Here is an 18,372-nt window from a genome sequence, read left to right as displayed (position 1 = left end):
TACAACAAGAATGTACATAAAAGGAGGAATATAAAAGAAAAGTTGGTGTATGAAATTGAAAAATATATTGAAAAACCGTTCGTTCTTTTATTTGTGGATTGGCAGTGCAATTTCAGAGTTAGGTGGGGCTTTCGGAACGTTATGTAATTCGATTCTTGTTTACGAATTAACAGGATCAAAAACAGCGTTAAGTAGTATGTGGCTACTATACTTTATTCCATCTCTTATACTACAACTAATAAGTGGCCCATTTATTGATAAATGGAGCCGGAAGTGGATTATGATTTTTTCGCAATGGATGCGGGCTTCGGTTTTCTTACTGCCATTAGTCATGTTACTTACTAACAGTATAGAAGTATGGCATGTGTATGTCGTACAAATAATAATCGGGCTTATTACGCCGCTGTATACACCTGCAAGTCAAGCAATTACACCGAGCATTGTAAGTGAAGAGCAACTTCAAGATGCAAATGCGTATATTGATGGAATGGCTCGTCTTATGATGTTTCTTGGGCCCGTATTAGCCGGAGTAGTCATTCATTTGATTGGAACAGAACTTACATTATCTTTCGTATGTATTTGTCTATTTGTTAGTGGTGCGTTATTACTTAATATAAAAGAAAAGAGAACAAAACAACCTATTCGGAAAACATGGCTAGAACAGTTTCTTCACGGTTTTACATATTTTTTCACAAAACCAGTTATCGTTTGGCTCGGTGTCTTTCTTACTTTCGTGCAATTTGGAGTGGGGGTAACGTTGGTTACAAATCTTCCTTATATAAAAGATGAGCTTTCAGCAGGGTATGCGGAGTTTGGTTATTTTATGGCTGGTTTCCCGTTTGGCTATGTAATTGGATCTATATTAGTTGGTAAAGTAACATATAAAAGCCGGCGTATACTTATGCTTGGTGGATTGTTTATAGGAGGACTAACATACATTTCTCTAGGGTTCAATCATAGTATAGTAATTGCGGTGCTCATTGAAGTAGTTGCAGGCATTTGTATTTCATTTTTCAATGTTCATAACACAACAATATGCCAACAAACAGTACCAAACAATATGATAGGGCAAGTATTTTCAGTGCGTTTATTTTTCATACGATCCGCTATGCCATTAGGTGTGTTATTAGGGGGAATACTGAGTGAAATGTGGGGAGTAAGAGCGCTATTTTTAATCATAGGTGCAATTATATGTGTTACTTCTTTAATAGGAATATTACTTCCGTATTTCAAATTTTTAGATGAGGCAGTTGAAGAGAAAATAGCATAATTCAAATAATTAAAACTTTTTAATTGAAAATAATTATCATAATCAACTATAATAGAAGAATACTAGTATTCGCATTATAAAGAGGGAGTGGGATTATATGTTTATCGAAACGAAAACATTTACAGTAAAAGAAGGTACATCAAATATAGTTGTAGAACGTTTCACTGGAGAAGGTATTATTGAAAAATTTGAAGGCTTTATCGACTTAAGTGTTCTTGTGAAAAAAGTAAGACGCGGCGACGAAGAAGTAGTCATTATGATTCGCTGGGAATCTGAAGAAGCATGGAAAAACTGGGAAACAAGTGAAGAACATTTAGCAGGGCATAGAGCGAGTCGTGGTAAACCAAAACCAGATCATATCATTAACGTTGATCACGCAGTTTACTATGTGAAATCATCGAAAGCGGCTTATCAACAGTCGTAATATATATGTAAAGGTAGAGGATATTTGTTTATTAATAAACAAATATCCTCTTTTTTGATTTATAGTAAAATATGGATGTGATATATGTTTAATTGTTTAGTTATAAATGGTGGTAAATGAAGTGAAAAAAATATTACTAATGACAGTTTTAGCAACGACTTTATTATCAGCATGTAGTAATAATAATGTGAAAGAAGAAGTATCTAAGAATAAGGAAGAAAAACGTGAAAGCAGTGTAAAAATAGTAGAGCGGCAGGAGTATATCATTATTGATCAGAAGTATAATGATATAATTCTAAAAGATGCTAGCTCAAATAAAGAAGATAGTGTAAAAGTAAGTTTAAATGATTTAAATCCAACAAAATGGGAGGCACCTGTAAGAAACGGTATCCTAGATATAGGTGATCATATTTCTTTGGAAAAAGAAGAGGATAAATATACACCTACATTAGTAAAAGATCTTGTTGGTGAAATAAAGTATGATGGTACAATTAAATATAAAATTTTAGAAGCAACTAATAAATCAGTAAAGTGGTTTCCGCTAAATAAAGAGAACAATGGAGGATTTGTTCCGCCAGAGATGGTAAAAGTAGTGAATGCTTCGAAAATAAAAGCTGGAGATATTGTTACGATTCAAGATAAAACAAAAAGTAGTAAAGACGCAATGGTATATAAACTGACAATTGTTGAATAAGTATGTAGAAGATTAAAGGTATGAGAGAAGTAACATATATAGGTAACGAATAGCTCCATAATAATATGTTTGGAGGTTACAAATGTTAGACGCACAAATATTTATTAAACATGAACAACATAAAAAATTAGTGCAAACAATAGTAGCTGAAATTTTATCTATGGATAAGGTAAATGGATGTATGCTTATCGGATCTGTTGCAAGGGGTGATGCATATCCTGATTCGGATTTGGACTTATATATTCTTTTAGAAGATGGGCAAAAGAATAAATTTCATTCTGAAATGAGAGGAAAAATTTTAGTTGAATATAAGTATGCAGACGTTAATCAAATATTAGTAAACTTTAAAAACAATCCGATGGAACTATACTCATTTTTAGAAGGGGAAATTTTATTTGATAAAAGCGGTGAGTTGAAAAGGTTAAAGGAAATAGCTACATATGAATTTGAAAACTATCGTATTTCTAGCGACAAAGTGAAAGGTATTTCTCATTGGTTGCATAGTTCACTCATTAAAATTCAGTCTGCTTTGAAAGAAAATGATGAGTTAAAAGCTTCATACATAGTTCATACGTCAACTTGGACATTATTAGAAGGGATATGGGCTGTTAATAATAAGCCAGTACCGCCAGTTGGTTCTGTTTTAAGGTATATTCAAACGTTACCGAATAAGCCCATTCATTTAGATTCATTACTTAATAAACTATTTTTAGGAGATACAACAGAGCGCATTCCTTCAGCAACTTTCTTGATTGAGTGGGTTTTTCATAATTTAAAAAATAAATAATGTGGACATTTTCTATAGGTAAATTAATATTCTACGTCGAACGTTCTATGTAATTGCAGTCATTAAAAAAACGTTCTAGGCTATAGAAAAAAGTATTAGACTATAAAGCATAGTCTTAGACGGAACGCTTGAATATCTTACCTTACATATTTAAGTGTTATGAAAATGAGTCTACATACCCTCTGCGTAAAAGGAGATGAGTGAATGAAGTTAAATCATTTGAATTTATGTGTTGATGATTTATCAGAAGCGAGACATTTCTTTGAAACATTTTTTGATTTTCAATTTTTGGAGCAAAAGGGAAAGGCACTAGTAGTAATGAGTGATGAGAGTGGATTTATACTTGTGCTAAGCGATCCAAAAGCATTTAAGGGAAATAAGGAAGTGATGTATCCTGAAGCTTTTCACATTGGTTTTTTAGTGGATACTTCAAGTGAAGTTGATCAAGCGTATAATCGTTTAGTAGCTGGTGGCATTGAAATAGACAAGGAACCTTATTCAGTGAGAGGTAGTAGTTATGGTTTTTATTTTACAGTATTTAACGGTTTATTAATTGAAGTGTCCTGCCTTGACTATAAAGATGGTAAGAAAGTTCAATAACAATCAACAAGAGTAATTGTTTGAAGGTGTAAAGCAAGCCCCTTATCCAGTTTGGAAAGGGGCTTGATCATTTTAAGGGACATAAAAGTAAAAATAAACGGATTTTAGTCAGGAAAATGGTTTGTGAGACAGCTTCGTTATTAATCTATCTTAATTTCAAATTCAAGTACAGCTTGATCTTTCCTAAACGGCATATTGAGTTCTTTGAATCGTAAACTTATTCCAGACAAATTATCAGGAAGGGCAGGAGATACAACGAAATGATGATTTAAATGTCCATCTGTGCCACCACCGCCTTCTGGCCAGCAGTCATATGTATCATCTATTGATAATTGGAAGAAGCTATGTGGCTTATTTTCATTAAAAGCCTCATTCGTAGAATCCCAATCGCTATATAAATAAACTACACTAGCATTTGCATATTGCCGAATAAAAGTTACGGTATACATAATGCCTTTATGTTCATAAGCTTTAAAAACAGGTATATGTTTTTTAAAATTAGTTGGTTCAACGCGAGGTTTAAATTCTGTTTCGTCCATCATGGAAGAAAATAATGAATTTAGATAGTCTGGATAAAATCCGTATTGCTTTGCCCATTTATAAATCGCTTCATCATGTGGAAAACCTGGGTCACCACCTGAAAGTTCTTTTCGTTCTTTTAATAGGGCGCAAATTTTTTCATCGATAGTATATAATTTTTCATCGTAATAATCAGTAGGGCGTTCAAAAGATATTCTTTGCATAATCATTCCTCCTTTTCTTTATTTTAACAAAAAAAGAAAGGTCGTTACATTTATAATATAGATATTAAGTGTAAATTTAGTAGAGAACGCTGATTATAGCAGTAAATTATTAGAGATGTATCGTTATATTAAGAAATGGAGGAAAGTGTTTTATAGATTAAGTGAAAATCTAAAATCATTCTTTAGAGAATCAAGTAGGTTTTTCATATGGTACAGTACGAAACTATTATAAATAGTACAGTGATATAAATAGGAGGTTACCGCTATGACAGCTGTTTTTAAAGATATGGCGTTCCAGCTAAAAACGGAACGACTCGACCTGAATATGTGGGAGGAAAATGATGCGGTCTGGCTGAGAAAGTTAATTGGTGAACGTGGTGTAGACATGCCAACCGTTGAATCTGTTCGTAGCGATCTTATTGAGAAGCGCAAGAAAGCAGCTGAAAATGGTATTTCTCTTCTTACTATACGTAGGCGAGACGAAGGGGATTTCATCGGGTACTGTGGCTTAATCATTGGGCGTTCCACGCTTGAAGAGCCGGAGATTGCATACGAATTGTTCCAATATGCTCATCGTAATGGTTATGCAACAGAGGCAGCATCAGCTGTGCTGGAGGCTGCGATTGCTACGGGTCGCCATAGACTTTGGTCTACTGTAGGCGCTTGGAATACTGCGTCTTTCCGGGTATTAGAAAAGATAGGATTTAAGCGGCATCACAGTACGTGGGGTGAGCGCGGTGAAATTGTATGGAACGTACGTGATTTGTAGAAATCTAATCAAATTCGGAACGATAAAAAATATACAAGAAAGCCCATATGTTAGATTACTTAGTAATCTAACATATGGGCTTTTCCTTATAGTAAATATTGATTTTGTTTATATTTTAGCTTAATTTTTTACATCTTCAAATAATTGGAGCGCCTCTTTCACATTCAATCCATTCTTCACAATACCATGTATCGCTTGAATCATCGCAGCAGGATGTTCAGACTGCCATATGTTTCGGCCCATATCTACGCCGATTGCACCTTCTTGCAGCGCATTGTACGTAATGTTTAATGCGTCTTCAATTGAATCTAGTTTTGGTCCACCAGCGATGACGACTGGGGCAGGGCAAGTGCTCGTTATTTTTTCGAATCCTTCGCAGTAATACGTTTTTATAATGTCAGCGCCCATTTCAACACAAACGCGAGAAGCGAGTGCGAGAAAACGAGCTTCACGTTTTTGTAGTTCTTTTGCAACAGCGGTAATGCCGAGAACTGGCAGACCGTAATCGTGAGCTTCTGAAACTACATTTGCGAGATTCGTAACTGTTTGTGTTTCATAGTCTGATCCGACAAAAACAGAAACACCGACGCCAATTGCGTTTTGTTTTACTGCTTCTTTTACAGGTGTAACAATTGTTTCATTCGCTAAGTCTTTACCGACGACTGTAGCTCCGCCTGATACACGCATAACCATTGGCGTGCTGCAGTTTTCTGGAATACAGGAGCTAAGTACACCGCGCGTTAAAAAGAGGGAATCCGTGTAAGGAAGTAAGTTTTTAACAGTCTCAAGTGGTTGTTCTAGCCCGTGAATTGGTCCTAAAAAGTAGCCGTGATCTATCGCTAACATAACCGCTCTGCCATCAGGTAAAATTGTATTTAATCGATTTTTAAATCCCCAAGTCATTTGAAATCACTCCTTCGTTAATGTTGGATTTTTCGTTTGTACCGTATCTTTATTTGGTAAATGTGGTGACTTTATAAAAACTGCTTTAAAAGGTTTGTCAGAATGGTTAATAAGATAGTGAGACTCATGAGGGCGAACTTGCAGGACATCACCTTGTTTAATCGGAACTCTTTCGTTATTTATATAGAAATCTATTTCACCTTCTAATGCATAAAAGACTTCCTCGCACGTCGTATGGTAATGGTTTTGAAACTCTTGTCCAGGCTGAATGACAACAAGACCAAGATCAATATTCGGGCCTTGTATTAAATATTTCGGCCCGTTATCACCGAAGCGATAGGAGAAATCATTTTCATTCGCTTTTAACATACATTTCACTCCTTTATGTAATATGTTACAGTGCACCAGGTGCAATCCACATATGTGTGGTGAGCCCTTTATCAGCTAAAGCGAGCTGACTGACATACACAGTTTTCCATGTTTCATAGAACTCTTTATATAGTTCGTGATTTTCAGTAATTGGCTCGAATGTGTTTTCCCACTGTACAAACTGTTCGGCAGTTTCTTCCATAGATGAATATATGCCAGCGCCAACTCCAGCAGCAATCGCAGTTCCTAAAGCAGCTGCTTCTTTTACAACTGGTACTTTTACAGGGATACCGAGTACGTCTGATAGAATTTGTGGCCATAGTTTTCCTTTAGCGGCACCGCCAGCAAAAATGACTTCAGAAGGGAATGTCCCTGTAAGATTTTCTATTAATTTTAAGTTACCAAGTGTAACGAAGGCGGCATTTTCTTCAATAGCACGGAACAGTTCTTTCTTTCCGCATTTGTCAGCGTCTAAACTTAAATTTAAAAAAGAAGGTGCAGCATGACGCCAAGAAATATAGTTCATAACGTTTGAAAAAGTAGGGATAATGCCATGTGAACCGACCGGTACATCTTTCGCTTGTTCTTCTAATAATTCATAAGCATCTACACCGAGTTTGTCAGCAAGTTTCTTTTCCTCTTGGCAAAAAGCGTCTCGAAACCAGCGCATAACAAGGCCTGGGAAAAAGGCAATCGTTTCATATTGCCATAGGTTAGGTGCGACGTGACAATTTACGCGAATTAAAGCATGTGGATCTATTATTGGTTCTGTAACATTCACTTCTTGTTGCCAAAAACTACCTCCGCATATGAATGTTTGATTAGGCTTCACGACTCCCGTTCCGAGTGATGCCATTTGAGCATCTCCGCCCCCGGCGACGACAGGAATTCCTTCACGTAATCCAGTTAATGCTGCAGACTCTTTTGTAACGTTGCCAATTACTGTACCGGCTTCATTTACTGTTGGTGAAAATGGTAAAGTTAGACCGCACTCCTTAGCGATATCGTTATCCCACAATCTATTTTGTAAGTCGAAAATACCGGACGTACATCCGTTTGAGGGATCAATTTGCAGTACGCCGCTTAATTTATATAAAATCCAATCGTTTAACATCGTAAAAGAATGAATATTGCTATAAACGTCTGGTTCATGTTTTTTAATCCAAAGTAGGCGGGGTAAAGCACCTAATGAAAAAGTTTGCCCAGATTTTCTGTATAAATCTTCTTCAAGATGTGAGCGGATTTCTTTTAGCTCACTAACTTCAGCGGATGCACGGCCATCAACATTTGCACATGCCCATATTTCTTGCCCATTTTTATCATATAAAACAAAACCTTCCCGCATACTAGTAGCACTAATAGCTTGAATAGAAGAGGGAGAGACATTACTTCTTTGTAAAACTTCTTTCGTGCACTGTTGTACTAGCTTCCAGTTTTCTATTACATCAAAATTCATAGAACCTGGGTAACGAGGATCCGTTTTATGAACCCATTCTTTTTGACTGACCGCAATTTGATTGCCATGTAAATCAAAAAGAACAGCTCGAATGCTTCCTGTACCAGCATCGAAAGCTAATAAATGAGACATATTAACAATCACCATCCTTTCGTAATAAGGAGAGGGCCGTTTCCTCATCGGTAATTAATGTATGAATGAACTTTCCTTGTAAGGCGCCATAAATTGCATCTATCTTTTCTGTGCCTCCAGCAACACCGACGACATGCTTCATTTTGCGTAGAATCGAGAGCGGTGTACCAATAAGGCGGCTGTGATGCGGGAGGTTTAATAAATCACCATCCGTATTATAAAACTGCCCTAAAATATCGCCCGCCCCGTTTTGACTACGAATATATGTCATTTCTCGTAGCGTTAACTTTTCTTCTTTTACAATAGTTGCATCTAGAGATAAGCCGCCAATACCAACAACTGCTGTATGAGCAAGTGAAGCGACATGAAGCATATCTTTTACACTCGGTTCTGATAGAATACTTTGTGCCATTTCGGTTGTAGATGCTAGAAACGGCGTAGGGATAATGTGAAGATCGCCTTGCATGTGGTGTAAATAGTTTTGTTTTCTCGGGAGATAGTGATTTACTCCGCCTGTTAGCGTTATGATTGAAAGATTAATAGAACTATCAAAATGAATGTTTTCTAGCATTTTGCTAATTGTTTCTCCCCAGCCAATGCCAAGTAAATCGCCTTGTTGGAGCTGAGTCTCTAAATATTGTGCAGCAGCTTTTCCGAGAGAAGCGTGATAATTGTCTATTGGAGTAGGGATAATAAAAGCATCTTTTAAGTGGAATTTTTTCATTAGGTCACGCTCGATACTTAAACAGTGTAAACCAGTCCCTTTTACGTGAAATGTAACGATACCTTCACTGCGCGCCTTATCTAATAACCGGACGACTTTATTTCTTGAAATATGAAGAAGTGAAGCGATCTCCTGTTGTGTTAATTGGTCTTTATAATAGTACCAAGCTACTTTCGTTAATAAATTCTCTTCAAAGTTTAGCTGTGTCATACTCTTCATCCCTTTCAACAATTGACCACTGCTTAAACATATGTGCCGTATATTTTGTTTATTCCAGTTGAAACTTTACTCCGTGGAGTTTTTATTCATCCCCGCTGATTATTAGTCCGACTCTCACCTAACTTCTTTGTTCAAGCCGAATATTGTGATGGGAATCTTACTGCACATTACTGCTGGATAAATAGTTGGGTGAAAAGAATGTGCAAACTCTTTATCAGTAGGGGAAAGCTTCGCAGTAAGGAGATTGGGAAACATGAATGTAGAGGGAAGTTCTCCCGATAAGGAAAATGTTTAGCTGAAAGTTAATATTGGATTGTCGTTTTTGGTCGTTAAGTCGATATTCATTGTCGAATCGCTGATATAATTTCATTCACAATAATTCTTTGTCAGAGAAATAAAAAAACGTCCGAATATATCGGACGTTTTTTTATTTCTTCATTAATTATGAACCGTTTCTTTTTCGTTTAATCCAAGCGTACGACCTGTAGAAGTGTGAAGGTCTTGGAACAATCGTGGATTCTCTGTTAGCGAAATGCCATAAGAAGGAATCATTTCTTTTATTTTTTCTTCCCATTCTACCATGCGGCTTGGGAAACATTTTTCTAATACTTCAAGCATGACGTGAACGGCAGTAGAAGCACCTGGTGATGCACCTAGTAATGCAGCGATTGAGCCGTCAGCGGCACTTACAACTTCTGTACCGAATTGAAGTGTACCTTTACCACCAGCATCAGTATCTTTAATGACTTGCACACGTTGCCCAGCAACTACAATATCCCAATCTTCACTTTTCGCGTTCGGAATGAATTCGCGTAATTCTTCCATACGTTTTTCATGTGATAACATAACTTGCTGAATTAAGTATTTTGTTAATCCCATTTCTTTTACACCAGCAGCTAACATTGTTAAGACGTTATTTGGTTTTACAGAACCAATTAGGTCAAGGTTTGAGCCAGTTTTTAAGAATTTAGGTGAGAATCCTGCGAACGGTCCAAAGAGTAAAGCTTTTTTATTGTCTATATATCTCGTATCAAGGTGAGGTACAGACATTGGCGGAGCGCCAACTTTAGCTTTACCGTATACTTTCGCATGATGTTGCTCTACAACTTTTTGGTTTTTACATACCATAAATAGTCCACTTACTGGGAATCCACCGATATGTTTTGATTCAGGGATACCGGTCTTTTGTAGTAGAGGTAGGCTACCGCCACCGCCGCCAATAAAGACGAATTTTGCAGTATGATGCTCAATTTTACCACTATTCATATCGTGTACTTTTACTTCCCATAAACCATTTTTCGTGCGTTTAATATTTTCCACACTATGTTTGTAATTTAGTTCAACATTTTTCGTTTGTAAGTAATCAAACAACATACGTGTTAATGCACCGAAGTTAACATCTGTTCCAGAGTCAATTTTCGTTGCGGCCATCGGTTCGTTTGGTGTACGACCATCCATAATGAGTGGAAGCCATTTTTTTAATGTTTCAGGAGCATCGGAAAATTCCATACCTTGAAACAGTGGATTTTTTGAAAGCGCTTCAAAACGGTTTTTTAGAAACTCAACATTTTTATCACCTTGTACTAAACTCATATGAGGTAGAGGCATAATGAAATCTTGTGGATTACGAATTAATTTGCTTTTTACAAGATATGCCCAAAATTGTCTTGAAAGCTGGAATTGCTCATTCACTTTTACAGCCTTACTAATATCTATAGATCCGTCAGATTTTTCGGAAGTATAGTTCAGTTCGCATAGCGCAGAATGCCCTGTACCTGCATTATTCCATTCATTAGAGCTTTCTTCCCCGGCACTTGCGAGTTTTTCAAAAACTTTAATTTCCCATTCAGGTGCTAATTCTTTTAGTAATGAGCCTAACGTTGCACTCATAATTCCTGCACCAATTAAGATAACGTCTGTTTTTTGCTGCATGTTGCTCATGATAATCTCTCCATCCCCTATATTGGCAAAAAAGAGTAGGTGTTTACTTGTATCTAAGCCGTAAAAAGAAAACACCGCCTAGGCCCCACCTAGGTATTTACCTTTTTTGTCTCAATTGTATAACCATCTCATACTCTATTATAATAATTAATAGACTAAAATATCTAGTGTTATCTGATAATTTTAAACTATTTAACGTTTTATTTGCCAAAATTCTTATTTAACAAGCACTTTTCAGTTAATGAATAGAAAAAAATTACAGTTTGAAATTATCTCGAAAAAGCTTACGTATCCTGAATTGGATAGAAAAGATTCCTTTTTATGGAATTTTTGTGTTATTAATTGTATGATTATTCTGTTAAATTAAAAGGAGGGATACCAATGCGTACACAAGAACAAATCGCAAACTTATTTCGAAATTTTTCAATAACGGAATGTAAAGGGTCAAGTAACTTGTATGAATACTTATCTATAAAAATTGCTGAAGATGATGAAGTGCTTACACTATCTTCCTACGCTCAAGTAGGCCAACCAGTTCCAAACTTATTATTAGGCGCAGTACATTATTTATTACTAGCAGGGAAAGAACATCATTTAAAAACGTATTATAGAAGCTTAGTTGAAAATGTTAATACGGATTTAGATCAAGCTTTTGATCACTTTAAAGATTTCTGTAAAATGTACCGAGAAAAAATTATTACTTTGTTACAAACGAAACTTGTTCAAACGAATGAAGTAAGACGATGTGCGTACTTATACCCAAGTTTCTGTTACATATTTAATAAAGTGAAAAAGCCGTTAGCGTTAATCGAAATTGGTACAAGTTCTGGATTACAACTCTTCTGGGATCAATATAGCTATTCGTACGGAACAGATGAAATATACGGAAATATAAATTCGAACGTACAATTAAGTTCTGAAATAAGAGGGAAGAAGATGCCTCATTTTCTAAAAGAAAGTCCATCTGTCGTAGAAAGAATCGGACTAGACTTACATGTAAATGATTTACATAGTGATGAAGATTATTTATGGCTACGTGCACTCATTTGGCCGGAACATAAAGAAAGACTTGAAATGTTTGATCAAGCCGCATCTTTAGTGAAAAATGAATCTGTCCAATTAATAGAAGGAGACGGTGTTGAGCTATTACCATCTATTATTGAACAAATAAGTGAAGATGCGATAATCTGTATTTTCCATACACACGTCGCAAATCAAATACCTGAACAAGTAAAACGTAAGCTAGAAAAACAAATACAAGAAATCGGCGCAAAACGTGATGTATTCCACCTATATAACAACATGTGGGACCGGGACCTTCATATTGATTATTATATTAACGGAAACGAATATCGTGAAACGGTTGGAGAAACAGAAGGGCATGGGAGATGGTTTAGCTGGAAACTTGGGAATGAGACACTTTGTTAATATTTGAGAAATTTTTATTTTCAAGAAATTAGATAATGAAATTCCAGAAAAATGAAAGTAACTAGTTACTTTCATTTTTCTTTTGTGATAATATGTTAGTAATTACTTACTAACATATTGGATGGAGGAATAAAGATGGGGAAATTAACAGCACGAGAAAAAGTTATGGAAGCTGCTACGTTATTATTCGGGGAAAAGGGGTATACAGCGACAACAATTCGTGAAGTGGCAGAAAAAGCTGGGGTAAGCGAGTTAACGATATTCCGTAATTTTAAAAATAAGGAAAATTTATTTAGAGAGAGTATTATTTTACGGACGACACCAGTGGCTTTGTTAGAGGAAATTGAAGAACAATTTACTGGTGATTTACATAAGGACCTTACGAAAGTGGCAGAAACATATATTCAAACCAATTTGCCAAAGCTGAACTATATTTGGGCTGCATTAATAGAATCAAGACAAAATAGTGAAATGAAAACATTACTACACGAGTTGAATTCACATTTAGTAGATCACCTAGAAAATTATTTAAAGCAACTTGGAGAGAAAGGACACATTTCCCCGTGTAATTACCGTGTAATAGCGAATATGTTTTACGGACAACTGTTTTTATACATTATGAACGTTAGTATAACGGAAGAAGAAATTCAGTTAGAAGAATATATAGAGACGTGTGTAAATTTATTTATGAATGGAATTTCAAATAAAGAAAACGAATAGGGGTGGGAGAATTGCGGAATACATTTGCATTAATAGCTTTAATTGCAGGTTTTTTTATGGCAATTTTAGATTCAAATATTGTGAATATCGCATTACCAGAAATGACAAAGACATTTCATTCGTCAATTGATACAATTTCATGGATTGCTAATAGTTATAACGTCGCCTTTGTATCGTGTTTATTAATTGCAGCACGTCTTGCGGACCAGTTTGGTCGCAAGAAGCTGTATATTATTGGTTTATTGGGGTTTTCTGTTAGTTCGTTTATGTGTGGTATAGCCACTTCTTTTCATACATTAGTAGCTTTTAGGGTAATACAAGGAATTTCAGCCGCAGTTATCGTACCAGTTGCTATGCCATTAGGCCTTAATTTAGTACCGAAAGAGAAACAAGGTATGATAGGAGGTATCATGGGAGCTTTTGGGGGATTAGCAGCGGCAATTGGCCCTTCACTTGGAGGTATTTTAACTCACAAATTGAATTGGAGTTGGGTGTTTTTTATTAATATACCAGTTGGTATTTTATCTTTCATCTTCGTGATTCTTTGTATTAAGGAATCCTATGATCATGCTGCAAGCTCTAAAATAGATTGGGCAGGTATGATTACTTCTGCATCTGCACTATGCTTACTCGTATATGCACTCATACAAGTAAATACAAATCATTTAAGCATGATAAGCTTAATACTTCTTTTTATGCTCTCACTCATAGGTTTTATATTATTTTTTATTATTGAAAAGAAAAGTGAAAATCCAATGTTGCCATTAAAGTTATTCACAAATAAAGAGTTTTCAATCTCGAATTTTTCTTTATTCTTTGTTGGAATGGGATTAATGAACTTTTTGTTTATACTTGCTTTTTATTTCGTTCAAGTAGGAGGTATGACTGAATTACAGTCAGGTTTAATAATTAGCACGCTAGCGATAGTTTCAATGATTGTTACATCAGTAGTGACACCAATTGCAGCAAAGCGGGGAAGTTCATTAATAGGTAGTGTAGGACTACTAATATTTATCATAGCATCATATTTATTTAGTCAAATAGACTCCACCTTTACTACATGGGATTATATTTGGCGATTAATGATTGTGGGGATTGGAACTGGCTGTACAATAGCACCGTATACAACAACGGCAGTTTTAAGTGTGCCAATTGAAAATTCAGGCGTTGCTACAAGTGTATGTAATATTTCTAGAACAGTTGGAGGTATTGTTGGGGTAGCGATTCTGGTGATGTTTTTGAATCATCAGTTGTTAGTTGAAAAAGAGAAGATAAATAAGGAAGTAGTGACTATGATTAAAAATAGTGATTTGTCAAATTTAGAAAAGGTACAAGTAGTGCAAGCGATAAATAAAAAACAGCAAATCGACTTAAAAACTGATGAGGAGGGCAAAATTTACAAACAACTAAATGCGGAATATAAGAAAGGAACTATTCGTAGTTATAATTTAGCATTTTTAATCGGAGCTACTATATTTTGTCTCGCATTGATTTTTAATATAGTAAGAGTCTTAATAGATAAGAAAATAAGTAAAGAAGTAAAATCTTATGTTTTGTAAATATTATTATATAAATTAAAAGATATTGTTCAAACTGCTAAATATAACATGAATGTTTATTTAGCAGTTTGAACAATATTAAAACAGTTAAAAAGGCGGAATACTTTGCGGGAAGTTAAAAACATTTTTCGGATCATATTTTGCTTTTACTTCCATTAATCGGTCAAAGTTGCAACTGAAGTATGCATCTGGCCAATATTTAATGGATAGGTCGGGAGTATTAACGTATACACCTTTTGTAAATGGCAGCATTGCTAAGCGAAAGTCTTCCACCCATCGAATACTTGCAGCAGCACCTTCTGGTTGCCCCCAAGTGGCGAAGATTGACATATTTGATAGTGCTTTTCGGTAATAATAAGCAGTCGCTTCATTTGGTACTTCAGCAACAGCCCCGCCTAATCCGTGGAAAAATACGGAGGTGGTGGCATGGGGAGGTGAATTTTTAATAAAGTGATCAATTATGGATAGGCCTTCTTCTGGTAGGAGTTCATATACATATGGACCAACACTTTTAAAGGGTAAAGGTGTTGCAGGTTGCTTTTCGGCTATTTTCGCTGCTGCTTCTGCCCATGGTATTTCTTCTATAGTTACTTGTAATGGTGAACCGGCGTTTAATAATGGCTGTAGCAGTACCTGCAATTCTTGAACAGAGCCGAGAAATACACCTTGCATTAATAAAGATGGTTCGAACTCTGCAGACATGAAAAGAGTAGTTGTAAGTCGTTTATCAGCGCAAGGTAGTGTGTAAGTTTGCCAAGTGTTTATTACGTCTTTTAAATCGGATATTCCCCAGCTTATTTCTGCAAAGCCTACCGTATTAATTTTATGTGTTCGAAATTTGAACGAAGTACATATGCCAAAGTTTCCACCACCAGCACCTCGTGAAGCCCAAAAGAGGTCAGAGTTACACTTTGTATTAGCACGTATTACACAGCCGTTTGCGTCTACCATTTCAAATTCAATTAAATGATCGAGAGTTAATCCAAACGGACGGGAGAGAATGCTATGTCCGCCTCCTAAAGTAACACCTGCAATACCAGGTGTCGGACAAACTCCACTTGGCACAACTAATCCTTCAGCTGCAAGTGTTTCAATTAAAGAAATGTTCCTCCAGCCTGTTCCGATTGTTACAGTCTCACTTTTGTGATCTATTTCTAATTGTTTCATTTCACTTACATCAATTACAAGGCCAGCATTACTAACGGATAATGCCTCATAATTATGACGTCCAGAGCGCATACGCATAGGGATGTTATGTAGCCTCGACCAGCGAACAGCATTCACTACATCTTGCGTATTTTGAGCAAAGACAATGATTAACGGGAATTTGTTAAAGAATGTGTTGAACTCCTCACGAGCTGAATTATAGTCCGGATCATTAGATGTAACGATACGACCAGTAAGTTCGATTTTTGGATTACTCATTTTCTCTTTCTCTCCTTGTTACAAAATAAAATGCTTACAATTTGGAAAAGCAGTAAGTAAACAATGACTATACTTTAAGATTAAATGAAGAAAGGAAGGGGAATATTCCGATAAAGAAAAAGGCAGTGCTTCATATATGTAGCACTGCCTTTTTGTAATTATATATATGTACTCAAAATCTCCCCAGGCAATACATCAATCTCCCAAACTTTTTCAAATATAAAAACTACATTTATAAAAGATTAACAAAAGTAATTGTTAATCTTTGGTTAGTATCGTACATACAATATGTAATTAAGTAAGTGTACTATAGAGCGAATACAGAAAAGGGTGAATGAAGCATATGAATTCATTTGAGCAAATGATGTACGTTGGTGTCATTATGTCTATTGTACTATCCGTATTGATTTTGGGCTCTTTATATTATAATCCTCGTCTTTCGTTAACTGATTATCCAAAAGATATTCAAAAGGTAGTTTTTCCAAAATCGATTCATGAAAAAAAGCAAACGATTTACTTTAATATCATATATAATGCTATTCTTTTCGGTACTCCTTTCGTTTCTACATATATACTGCATAAACATGAAAAATTATTATATGTTGATGCCTATTTACATAGTTTTGGTATTTTAATGATTTTTAATTTAGTAGATTTATTTATAATTGATTGGCTAATATTTTGCTGGATTACCCCGAGATTTGTTGTTATTCCTAGTACAGAAGGGATGAAGGGATATAAAGATTACAAGTTCCATTTAAGAGGGGCTATAGTAGGTACTCAATTTTTGGCAATTGTAAGTTTGTTTTTGGCTGGAATTGCAACAACTATTTAGTGTGAAGAAGGGCATAAAACGTTTATAGAAAATAAGGAGACTTATAATATATAGAATTAAAAATAAGAATTTGATAGTATTGGAGTGAGGAGTTTTAATAGCAGTATATTAAGTGGTATTGATATACTGTTGCAAATGTTTTGATATTCCATAAAACTTTATAGTTTTATGGAAGCATTTGATAGAATTCAAAAAAATATAATGGAGGCTAATATGAAAAAAGTAATTGGCGCAGCAACAGCAACTATTTTTGGATTGGGAGCTTTTACGACAACTGCTACCGCAGAAACGATCGTAACAGCAGATGTACTCAACGTACGTGAAAAACCGACTACGGAATCAAAAGTTATCGAAAAGGTAAAGGAGGGACAAGAGTTAAAAGTAATAAATACCGAAGATGGATGGTCAAAAATTGATTTAAACGGTAAAGAAGTGTTTGTAAGCTCAGAGTTTACAAAAGATGTGTATCATGTAACAGCGAATTTGTTAAATGTACGCTCTGATGCAAATACAGAATCAGAAATTCTAGGCAGACTGAAAAAAGATGATGTAATTGAATCAACACATCAAGTAAAAGACGGTTGGCTACAATTTGAGTATAAAGGAAAAACAGCTTATGCAAATGTTTCTTTCCTATCAAGTACAGCACCAGTTGAAAAAAAAGCTGAAGAGAAAATGAAGCGAGTAGCAAAAGTACAAAAAACGGTTAAAGCTAAGGAAGAAGTTAAAGCACAAAAAGTAGCAAAGCCTAAGGAAGAAGTGAAAGTACAAGAAGTAGTAAAGCTTAAGGAAGAAGCGAAAGTACAAGAAGTAGTAAAGCCTAAGGAAGAAGCGAAAGTACAAGAAGTAGTAAAGCCTAAGGAAGAAGCGAAAGTACAGGAAGTAGTAAAGCCTAAGGAAGAAGCGAAAGTACAGGAAGTAGTAAAGCCTAAGGAAGAAGTGAAAGTACAAGAAGTAGCAAAGCCTAAGGAAGAAGTGAAAGTACAAGAAGTAGCAAAGGCTAAGGAAGAAGCGAAAGCGCAAGAAATAGCCAAAGCTAAGGAAGAAGCAAAAGCACAAGAAGAAGCAAAAGCCCAAGAAATAGCCAAAGCTAAGGAAGAAGCGAAAGCCCAAGAAATAGCCAAAGCTAAGGAAGAAGCGAAAGCGCAAGAAATAGCGAAGGCAAAAGAAGAAGCGAAAGCCCAAGAAATAGCGAAGGCAAAAGAAGAAGCGAAAGCCCAAGAAATAGCGAAGGCAAAGGAAGAAGCGAAAGCGCAAGAAATAGCGAAGGCAAAAGAAGAAGCGAAAGCCCAAGAAATAGCGAAGGCTAAGGAAGAAGCAAAAGCCCAAGAAATAGCGAAGGCTAAGGAAGAAGCGAAAGCCCAAGAAATAGCG

Annotated in this window: 18 protein-coding genes; 11 read left to right on the top strand and 7 right to left on the bottom strand. The window is 35.7% G+C overall.

Annotation, left to right across the window (positions count from 1 at the left end; all coding sequences use genetic code 11):
- Positions 1–49: 49 nt before the first annotated feature.
- The 5 genes from KVT31_RS19980 (at position 50) to KVT31_RS19960 (ending at position 3,775) form a co-directional block, all read left to right on the top strand.
- Positions 50–1,270, top strand: coding sequence for an MFS transporter (locus tag KVT31_RS19980; RefSeq protein ID WP_088096778.1), 1,221 nt, complete (start codon positions 50–52; stop codon positions 1,268–1,270).
- A 97-nt stretch (positions 1,271–1,367) separates the two neighbouring features.
- The gene (hmoA, locus tag KVT31_RS19975) at positions 1,368–1,694 is read left to right on the top strand and encodes a heme-degrading monooxygenase HmoA (RefSeq protein WP_088096777.1); all 327 of its coding nucleotides are present in this window, start codon (positions 1,368–1,370) and stop codon (positions 1,692–1,694) included.
- Positions 1,695–1,800: 106 nt separating this feature from the next.
- The gene (locus KVT31_RS19970) at positions 1,801–2,388 is read left to right on the top strand and encodes a hypothetical protein (protein WP_088096776.1); all 588 of its coding nucleotides are present in this window, start codon (positions 1,801–1,803) and stop codon (positions 2,386–2,388) included.
- An 82-nt stretch (positions 2,389–2,470) separates the two neighbouring features.
- Positions 2,471–3,175: a nucleotidyltransferase domain-containing protein gene (locus KVT31_RS19965; RefSeq protein WP_088096775.1), complete on the top strand. Its 705-nt coding sequence runs from the start codon at positions 2,471–2,473 to the stop codon at positions 3,173–3,175.
- A 204-nt stretch (positions 3,176–3,379) separates the two neighbouring features.
- A complete protein-coding gene (locus KVT31_RS19960) occupies positions 3,380–3,775 on the top strand; it encodes a VOC family protein (RefSeq protein WP_088096774.1) in 396 nt (131 codons plus the stop codon).
- 140 nt (positions 3,776–3,915) lie between these two features.
- Here KVT31_RS19960 and KVT31_RS19955 read toward each other — a convergent pair whose 3' ends face one another.
- A complete protein-coding gene (locus KVT31_RS19955; protein ID WP_098341712.1) occupies positions 3,916–4,518 on the bottom strand; it encodes a hypothetical protein in 603 nt (200 codons plus the stop codon).
- A gap of 265 nt (positions 4,519–4,783) precedes the next feature.
- Here KVT31_RS19955 and KVT31_RS19950 point away from each other — a divergent pair, with 265 nt between their 5' ends.
- Positions 4,784–5,287 carry a GNAT family N-acetyltransferase gene (locus KVT31_RS19950; RefSeq protein WP_088096772.1) on the top strand — a complete coding sequence of 168 codons (504 nt, stop codon included), beginning with the start codon at positions 4,784–4,786 and terminating at the stop codon, positions 5,285–5,287.
- Between the two features lie 120 nt (positions 5,288–5,407).
- Here KVT31_RS19950 and lsrF read toward each other — a convergent pair whose 3' ends face one another.
- From lsrF to KVT31_RS19925, 5 genes are all read right to left on the bottom strand, one after another.
- Positions 5,408–6,190 (bottom strand): 3-hydroxy-5-phosphonooxypentane-2,4-dione thiolase, encoded by a 783-nt coding sequence (lsrF, locus tag KVT31_RS19945; protein WP_000219784.1) that lies wholly within the window; start codon positions 6,188–6,190, stop codon positions 5,408–5,410.
- A 6-nt stretch (positions 6,191–6,196) separates the two neighbouring features.
- Positions 6,197–6,559 (bottom strand): cupin domain-containing protein, encoded by a 363-nt coding sequence (locus KVT31_RS19940; protein WP_088096771.1) that lies wholly within the window; start codon positions 6,557–6,559, stop codon positions 6,197–6,199.
- A 25-nt stretch (positions 6,560–6,584) separates the two neighbouring features.
- On the bottom strand, positions 6,585–8,147 hold the full coding sequence (lsrK, locus tag KVT31_RS19935) for an autoinducer-2 kinase (RefSeq protein ID WP_088096770.1): 1,563 nt from the start codon (positions 8,145–8,147) through the stop codon (positions 6,585–6,587).
- Position 8,148: 1 nt separating this feature from the next.
- Positions 8,149–9,081: a sugar-binding transcriptional regulator gene (locus KVT31_RS19930; RefSeq protein WP_088096769.1), complete on the bottom strand. Its 933-nt coding sequence runs from the start codon at positions 9,079–9,081 to the stop codon at positions 8,149–8,151.
- 447 nt (positions 9,082–9,528) lie between these two features.
- Positions 9,529–11,031: a malate:quinone oxidoreductase gene (locus KVT31_RS19925; protein ID WP_088096943.1), complete on the bottom strand. Its 1,503-nt coding sequence runs from the start codon at positions 11,029–11,031 to the stop codon at positions 9,529–9,531.
- A gap of 381 nt (positions 11,032–11,412) precedes the next feature.
- Between KVT31_RS19925 and KVT31_RS19920 the strand changes: the two genes are divergently transcribed.
- The 3 genes from KVT31_RS19920 to KVT31_RS19910 all read left to right on the top strand — a co-directional run bounded on the left by KVT31_RS19920 (position 11,413) and on the right by KVT31_RS19910 (position 14,738).
- Complete coding sequence (locus KVT31_RS19920; protein ID WP_088096942.1) at positions 11,413–12,459, top strand: DUF2332 domain-containing protein; 1,047 nt, start codon at positions 11,413–11,415, stop codon at positions 12,457–12,459.
- Positions 12,460–12,594: 135 nt separating this feature from the next.
- Positions 12,595–13,179 (top strand): TetR/AcrR family transcriptional regulator, encoded by a 585-nt coding sequence (locus KVT31_RS19915; protein WP_073515438.1) that lies wholly within the window; start codon positions 12,595–12,597, stop codon positions 13,177–13,179.
- 11 nt (positions 13,180–13,190) lie between these two features.
- Entirely contained in the window at positions 13,191–14,738 is a 1,548-nt protein-coding gene (locus tag KVT31_RS19910; RefSeq protein WP_088096768.1) for an MFS transporter, read from the top strand.
- Positions 14,739–14,825: 87 nt separating this feature from the next.
- Here KVT31_RS19910 and KVT31_RS19905 read toward each other — a convergent pair whose 3' ends face one another.
- A complete protein-coding gene (locus tag KVT31_RS19905) occupies positions 14,826–16,163 on the bottom strand; it encodes an FAD-binding oxidoreductase (protein ID WP_088096767.1) in 1,338 nt (445 codons plus the stop codon).
- Between the two features lie 343 nt (positions 16,164–16,506).
- Here KVT31_RS19905 and KVT31_RS19900 point away from each other — a divergent pair, with 343 nt between their 5' ends.
- Both KVT31_RS19900 and KVT31_RS19895 read left to right on the top strand, forming a co-directional pair.
- Positions 16,507–16,998, top strand: a complete 492-nt coding sequence (locus KVT31_RS19900; RefSeq protein ID WP_140392478.1) for a nitroreductase — start codon at positions 16,507–16,509, stop codon at positions 16,996–16,998.
- Positions 16,999–17,211: 213 nt separating this feature from the next.
- A partial coding sequence (locus KVT31_RS19895; protein ID WP_217613541.1) for an SH3 domain-containing protein occupies positions 17,212–18,372 on the top strand: 1,161 nt, incomplete at its 3' end.

The sequence above is a fragment of the Bacillus sp. GbtcB14 genome (genome assembly GCF_019091205.1).
Lineage (GTDB): Bacteria > Bacillota > Bacilli > Bacillales > Bacillaceae_G > Bacillus_A > Bacillus_A cereus_AG.
This window is presented reverse-complemented; position numbering and strand designations above follow the sequence as displayed.